This is a genomic window from Arthrobacter sp. 2YAF22_2, from assembly GCF_052114645.1.
Taxonomy (GTDB): domain Bacteria; phylum Actinomycetota; class Actinomycetes; order Actinomycetales; family Micrococcaceae; genus Arthrobacter.
The window spans coordinates 1-5709 of sequence record NZ_JBFRFD010000222.1 but is presented as its reverse complement, the minus strand read 5'-3'; the positions used below and the strand labels follow the sequence as shown (position 1 = coordinate 5709).

The 5709-nt window shown below is 67.8% G+C and carries 5 protein-coding genes; 3 read left to right on the top strand and 2 right to left on the bottom strand.

All coding sequences use genetic code 11. The annotated features are described in order from the left end of the window. Positions 1–57: 57 nt before the first annotated feature. Both AB4Y86_RS10530 and AB4Y86_RS10525 read right to left on the bottom strand, forming a co-directional pair. Positions 58–1023, bottom strand: a complete 966-nt coding sequence (locus tag AB4Y86_RS10530) for a quinone oxidoreductase family protein (protein WP_441402182.1) — start codon at positions 1021–1023, stop codon at positions 58–60. Positions 1024–1133: 110 nt separating this feature from the next. Continuing rightward, a complete protein-coding gene (locus AB4Y86_RS10525) occupies positions 1134–2237 on the bottom strand; it encodes a fatty acid desaturase family protein (RefSeq protein WP_441402181.1) in 1104 nt (367 codons plus the stop codon). A gap of 183 nt (positions 2238–2420) precedes the next feature. Here AB4Y86_RS10525 and argC point away from each other — a divergent pair, with 183 nt between their 5' ends. From argC to argB, 3 genes are all read left to right on the top strand, one after another. Then, the gene (argC, locus tag AB4Y86_RS10520; protein ID WP_441402180.1) at positions 2421–3452 is read left to right on the top strand and encodes an N-acetyl-gamma-glutamyl-phosphate reductase; all 1032 of its coding nucleotides are present in this window, start codon (positions 2421–2423) and stop codon (positions 3450–3452) included. Continuing rightward, positions 3449–4615, top strand: coding sequence for a bifunctional glutamate N-acetyltransferase/amino-acid acetyltransferase ArgJ (gene argJ / locus AB4Y86_RS10515; RefSeq protein ID WP_441402179.1), 1167 nt, complete (start codon positions 3449–3451; stop codon positions 4613–4615). The genes argC and argJ overlap by 4 nt, the downstream gene beginning before the upstream one ends. A 61-nt stretch (positions 4616–4676) precedes the next feature. Further along, positions 4677–5633, top strand: a complete 957-nt coding sequence (argB, locus tag AB4Y86_RS10510; protein ID WP_441402178.1) for an acetylglutamate kinase — start codon at positions 4677–4679, stop codon at positions 5631–5633. Positions 5634–5709 lie beyond the last annotated feature (76 nt).

Here is a 5709-nt window from a genome sequence, read left to right as displayed (position 1 = left end):
GGGTGATTCTCCTCGCAGCAGATGAACGGGAGATTTCGGCGACGCGACAGGGCACGATCAGGGAACCAGGATGACCTTGCCGGTGGTGCGCCGCTGCTCCAGGTCCGTGTGCGCCGACGCGGCGTCGGCGAGGTCGTAGCGGGCACCGATCCGGACCTTAAGGCTGCCGTCCGCCACGGCGGCGAACAGCTCGCCGGAGCGCCAGCGGCGTTCCTGCGCGTCGCGGAGGAAATGGGTGATGGTGGGCCGGGTCAGGTAGAGCGAGCCGCCGGCGTTGAGCCGCTGCGGGTCAAACGGCGGAACCGGGCCGGAGGCGGCGCCAAACAGGACCAGGGTGCCGCGGATTCGCAAAGCGGACAGGGATTCGTCGAAGGTGTCCTTGCCGACGCCGTCGTACACGACGTGGGCACCGGCGCCGTCGGTCAGCTCGCGCACCTTGGCGGCGAAGCCTTCGTAGCGCAGCACATGGTCCGCGCCGGCTCCGCGGGCCAGCGCCTCCTTCTCATCGGTGGAGACGGTGGTGATGACGTGCGCGCCCCTGGCCTTGAGCAACTGGATCAGGAGCAGGCCGACGCCACCCGCGCCGGCGTGCAGCAGCACGGTGTGACCCGGTTCGACCTTGAAGGACGAGTTGATCAGGTAATGCGCGGTGATGCCCTGCAGGGGGAGCGCGGCCGCGGTGAAGTCGTCGACGCCGTCGGGTACCGGCAGCGCCTTGTCCGCGTCCACCAGGGCGTACCCGGCGTAGCAGCTGACACCCTCGGCGGTAGCAACCCGGTCCCCGGCCGAGAATCCGGTCACCCCCTCGCCGAGCTCCTCCACGGATCCGGAGGCTTCGGACCCGGGGGTGAAGGGGTAGGAAACTTTGTAGACGCCGCTGCGCTTGTAGGTGTCAATGAAGTTCACGCCCACCGCGGCGACCTTGATGAGCAGCTGCCCCGGTCCCGGGACCGGACGGTCGACTTCCGCGAGTTCGAGTACCTCGGGGCCACCGGACTGCCGGGCGACGATTGCGTGTGTCATGGGACTCCTTGCTGAAATGTCTCCGTTCCGGGGAGGATCATTCCTGGCCCGGACCCTGAGACCATCCTAGGGACACCCAGGCTCCCGGCGCAGCGTTGCCGGGCGTGATGCTAGTAACGGCGCGTAACGGTGGCCATGGGGCATTCGAAGTGGCGGCCCGCCGCGAGGCCGACGTCGTTGAGGTAGCGGACGATGATGCCGTAGGACTGCAGCAGCGTGGTCTCGGTGTACGGGACCTGGTGCTTGGCGCAGAATTCGCGCACGATCACCGCTGCCTTGTCCAGCTGCGGGCGGGCCATGTCCGGAAAAAGATGGTGCTCGGCCTGGCGGTTGAGGCCGCCCAGCAGGATGTCCATGAAACGTCCGCCGGAGATGTTGCGGGAGGTCAGGACCTGGCGGCTGAAGAAGTCCACCCGGCTGTCCGCGGGGAGCACCGGCATGCCCTTATGGTTCGGCGCGAACGAGGCGCCCATGTAGAAGCCGAAGACGGCCAGCTGCACGCCGATGAAGGCCAGCGCCATGCCCCACGGCAGGAAGGTGAAGGTGAGGACCGGCAGCAGGCTCAGGCGCGCCAGCAGGATCGGAAGCTCAACCCAGCGGTGCGTGACCTTGGCGCGGCGGAAGACGAACTTGACTGAATCGATTTGCAGGCCGAGGCCCACCAGGAACAGCAGCGGGAAGAAAAACCAGCCCTGCTTACGGGTGAGGAACGCGAACCGACCCTGCCGGTCGGCAACCGCCTCGGCGTGGAAGGCGATGGGCCCGGGCGCAATGTCGGGATCCTTGGAAATGACGTTCGGGTGGTTGTGGTGGGCGCCGTGCTTCTGCTCCCACCAGGAGTAGCTCATGCCGGCCACCGAAGTGGCGAGCAGCCTTGCGGCCCAGTCGTTGGCCCGGCGGGAGGCAAAGATCTGGCGGTGCCCGGCCTCGTGGGCCAGGAAGCTCAGCTGGGTGCAGAGGATGCCCAGGGCGGCCGCGATCAGGAGCTGGAACCAGCTGTCACCGATCAGCGCGAAGCCGAACCAGGTGGCGGTCATCAGCAGGAGCAGGACGGAAAACAGGGTGACGTAGAAACCCACCCTGCGTTCGAGGAGGCCTGCGGCCTTGACGCTCTTCAGTAGTTCCGAATAGCTCAGGACGACGGCGTTGGGCTGCCGGACCCGCGCCTGCGGGCGCGGCGGCGTTGCGGGGGAAAGAGTGGTGGTCGGGGTCATGAAACGCATGCCTCGTAACTGTTACGGGCAACGCTGCGGCTAACATTTTCAACCGCACGGTCTGGATCACCCTTAACCAAGCATACGCCGGGCAACTGCTTCGGGACGATGCGGAGCCGGACGCGGGGCAGTGCATGCATAAATATCGGGTTCTATGCATAGTCTTGCTGTATACTCGTGGCTATGACTATTTCTGTTGCCGTCTCCGGTGCCAGCGGCTACGCCGGCGGCGAGGTCCTCAGGCTCCTGGCGGGTCATCCCGACGTCACTATCGGTGCCATCACGGCTCACAGCAACGCCGGTTCCAGACTAGGGGAATTGCAGCCGCACCTCCATGGCTTGGCGGACCGGATTCTCGAGGACACCACGGTGGAGAACCTCGCCGGGCACGACGTCGTGTTCCTCGCCCTGCCGCATGGGGCCTCTGCGGAGATCGCCGCGCAGCTGCCCGCCGGGACGCTCGTGATCGACGCCGGTGCGGACCACCGGCTGGCGGACCCGGCGGCCTGGGAGAAGTTCTACGGCTCACCCCATGCCGGCACCTGGCCCTACGGCCTGCCGGAGCTGCCCGGCCAGCGCGAGGCGCTTCGCGGCGCCACCCGCATTGCCGTCCCCGGCTGCTACCCGACGTCGGCCCTGCTGGCCCTGACACCGGGGTTCGGCAACCACCTGCTCCAGGCCGACGACGTCGTAATCGTCTCGGCCTCCGGCACCTCCGGGGCGGGCAAGGCCGCGAAGGTGAACCTGATCGGCTCCGAGGTGATGGGGTCGATGAGTCCCTACGGCGTGGGCGGCGGACACCGGCACACGCCGGAGATCGAACAGGGGTTGTCGAAGGCGCTCGGGGCTCCGGTCACAGTGTCCTTCACGCCCACCCTCGCGCCGATGAGCCGCGGCATCCTCACCACGGCCACTGCCAAGGTGCGCGCCGGTGTCACGGCTGAGGAACTGCGCGCCGCTTGGTCCGAGGCATACGACGAAGAACCCTTCGTCCACCTGCTGCCGGAAGGCCAGTGGCCCGCCACCAAATCCGTACAGGGCTCCAACCATGCCGTAATGCAGTTGGCCCTCGACGCGCACACCGGCCGCGTCATCGTCACGTGCGCCATCGACAACCTCACCAAGGGGACCGCCGGCGGCGCCGTGCAGTCCATGAACATTGCCCTCGGCCTGGCGGAAAATGCCGGCCTCGAACTCCAGGGAGTCGCACCGTGAGCATCACCGCCCCCAAAGGATTCCGCGCCGCCGGGGTCAAGGCCGGCCTCAAGGCCTCCGGCAACCCGGACCTTGCCCTCGTAGTCAACGACGGGCCCGCCAAAGCGGCTGCAGCCGTGTTCACATCCAACCGGGTGGCCGCGGCGCCGGTGCGCTGGTCCCGCGAAGTCATCAAGGACGGCCGGGTCGACGCCGTCGTCCTGAACTCCGGCGGGGCCAACGCCTGCACCGGGCCGCAGGGCTTCCAGAACACCCACACCACGGCGGAAATGACGGCCGAGGCGCTCGGCGTCTCGGCGACGGACGTCGTCGTCTGCTCCACTGGCCTGATCGGCGAACAGCTGCCGATGGACAAGATCCTCGCCGGGATCGGATCCGCCACGGCTGCCCTGGCGGACGACGGCGGGCCGGCGGCGGCCACCGCGATCATGACCACGGACACGGTCTCCAAGCAGGCGGTCTTCACCGGCACCGACGCCCAAGGCGCCGGGTTCACCATCGGCGGCATGGCCAAGGGCGCCGGGATGCTCGCCCCGGGCCTGGCCACCATGCTGGTGGTCCTGACCACCGACGCGGAGGTACAGCCCGAACTGCTCGACGTCGTGCTCCGGGACGCCACCCGCGTCACCTTCGACCGGGCGGACTCGGACGGCTGCATGTCCACCAACGACACCGTGGTCCTGCTCGCCTCCGGCGCCTCAGGTTCTGTGCCGTCAGCAGTCGAGTTTGGCAAGGGCCTGACCCAGGTCTGCGCGGAGCTCGCCCGCAAACTGATCGGCGACGCCGAGGGTGCCAGCCACGACATCGCCATCCGCACCTTCAACGCCGCGAGCGAAAAGGACGCCGAACTGGTCAGCCGCGCCGTGGCACGCTCCAACCTCTTCAAGGCGGCCATTTTTGGCAAGGACCCGAACTGGGGCCGCGTGCTGTCCGCCGTCGGCACCACCGACGCGGCCTTCGACCCGGACCAGCTGAACGTCTCGATGAACGGCGTGCAGATTTGCCGCAACGGCAGCATCGGCGAGGACCGCAGCCTGGTGGACCTCGAGCCGCGCGAAGTCCGCGTCGAGATCGACCTGCAGGCCGGCGCCGCCGAGGCCACGATCTGGACCAACGACCTCACCCACGACTACGTCCAGGAAAACAGCGCCTACTCCAGCTGATCCCCTCAACGGGACGACCAGAGGGACGAACAGTAGGGACGAGCAGGAAGGACGAACGCGCATGAACACCCAGACCCGCGAGACCACCTCCATGTCCGACGCCCAGGACAAGGCCGGCACCCTGATCGAGGCGCTGCCCTGGATCCAACGCTTCGCCGGAACCACCATGGTGATCAAGTACGGCGGCAACGCCATGGTCAACGACGAGCTCCGCCGCGCCTTCGCCGAAGATGTCGTCTTCCTGCACCACGTCGGCATCCACCCCGTGGTGGTTCACGGCGGCGGCCCGCAGATCAACGCCATGCTCGGCCGGCTCGGCATCGAATCCGAGTTCAAGGGCGGCCTGCGCGTCACCACCCCGGAGGCCATGGACGTGGTCCGGATGGTCCTGACCGGCCAGGTGGGCCGCGAACTGGTCGGTCTGATCAACTCGCACGGCCCCTACGCCGTCGGAATGTCCGGCGAAGACGGCGGCCTGCTGCGCGCTGTGCGCACCGGCACCGTCGTAGACGGCGAACAAGTGGACCTGGGCCTGGTCGGCGAAGTCGTCGGGGTGAACCCGGACGGCATCCTGGACATCGTCGCGGCCGGCCGGATCCCCGTGATTTCGACCGTCGCCCCCGAAATCGAGGACGACGGCAGCGGCGATCCCGGGGCTAAACAGGCGCAAACCACCGGCCAGGTGCTCAACGTCAACGCGGACACGGCCGCCGCGGCCCTCGCCGAAGCCCTCGGCGCCTCCAAACTCGTGATCCTGACCGACGTCGAAGGCCTCTACGCCAACTGGCCGGACCGCTCCTCGCTGATCTCCTCGCTCACCGCCTCGGAGCTGCGCGAACTGCTGCCGGGCCTGGAATCGGGCATGATCCCCAAGATGGAAGCGTGCCTCCAAGCCGTCGACGGCGGCGTGGAACGCGCGCACATTGTGGACGGCCGGCTGCCGCACTCGATGCTGCTGGAAACTTTCACCACCGCAGGCATCGGCACTCAGGTGGTCCCGGATGAGGAAAACAAATGAGCCAGATTGAAGCGTCACCCGAACTGACCGAAATCGTGGAGCCGCACGGCCACGCCACCGGCGCGCAGTGGCTGTC

Bases quoted from the DNA above. Each gene is read 5' to 3' on its own strand.
- AB4Y86_RS10530 (WP_441402182.1), bottom strand. From the start codon at position 1,023: ATGACACACGCAATCGTCGCCCGGCAGTCCGGTGGCCCCGAGGTACTC.
- AB4Y86_RS10525 (WP_441402181.1), bottom strand. From the start codon at position 2,237: ATGACCCCGACCACCACTCTTTCCCCCGCAACGCCGCCGCGCCCGCAG.
- argC (WP_441402180.1), top strand. From the start codon at position 2,421: ATGACTATTTCTGTTGCCGTCTCCGGTGCCAGCGGCTACGCCGGCGGC.
- argB (WP_441402178.1), top strand. From the start codon at position 4,677: ATGAACACCCAGACCCGCGAGACCACCTCCATGTCCGACGCCCAGGAC.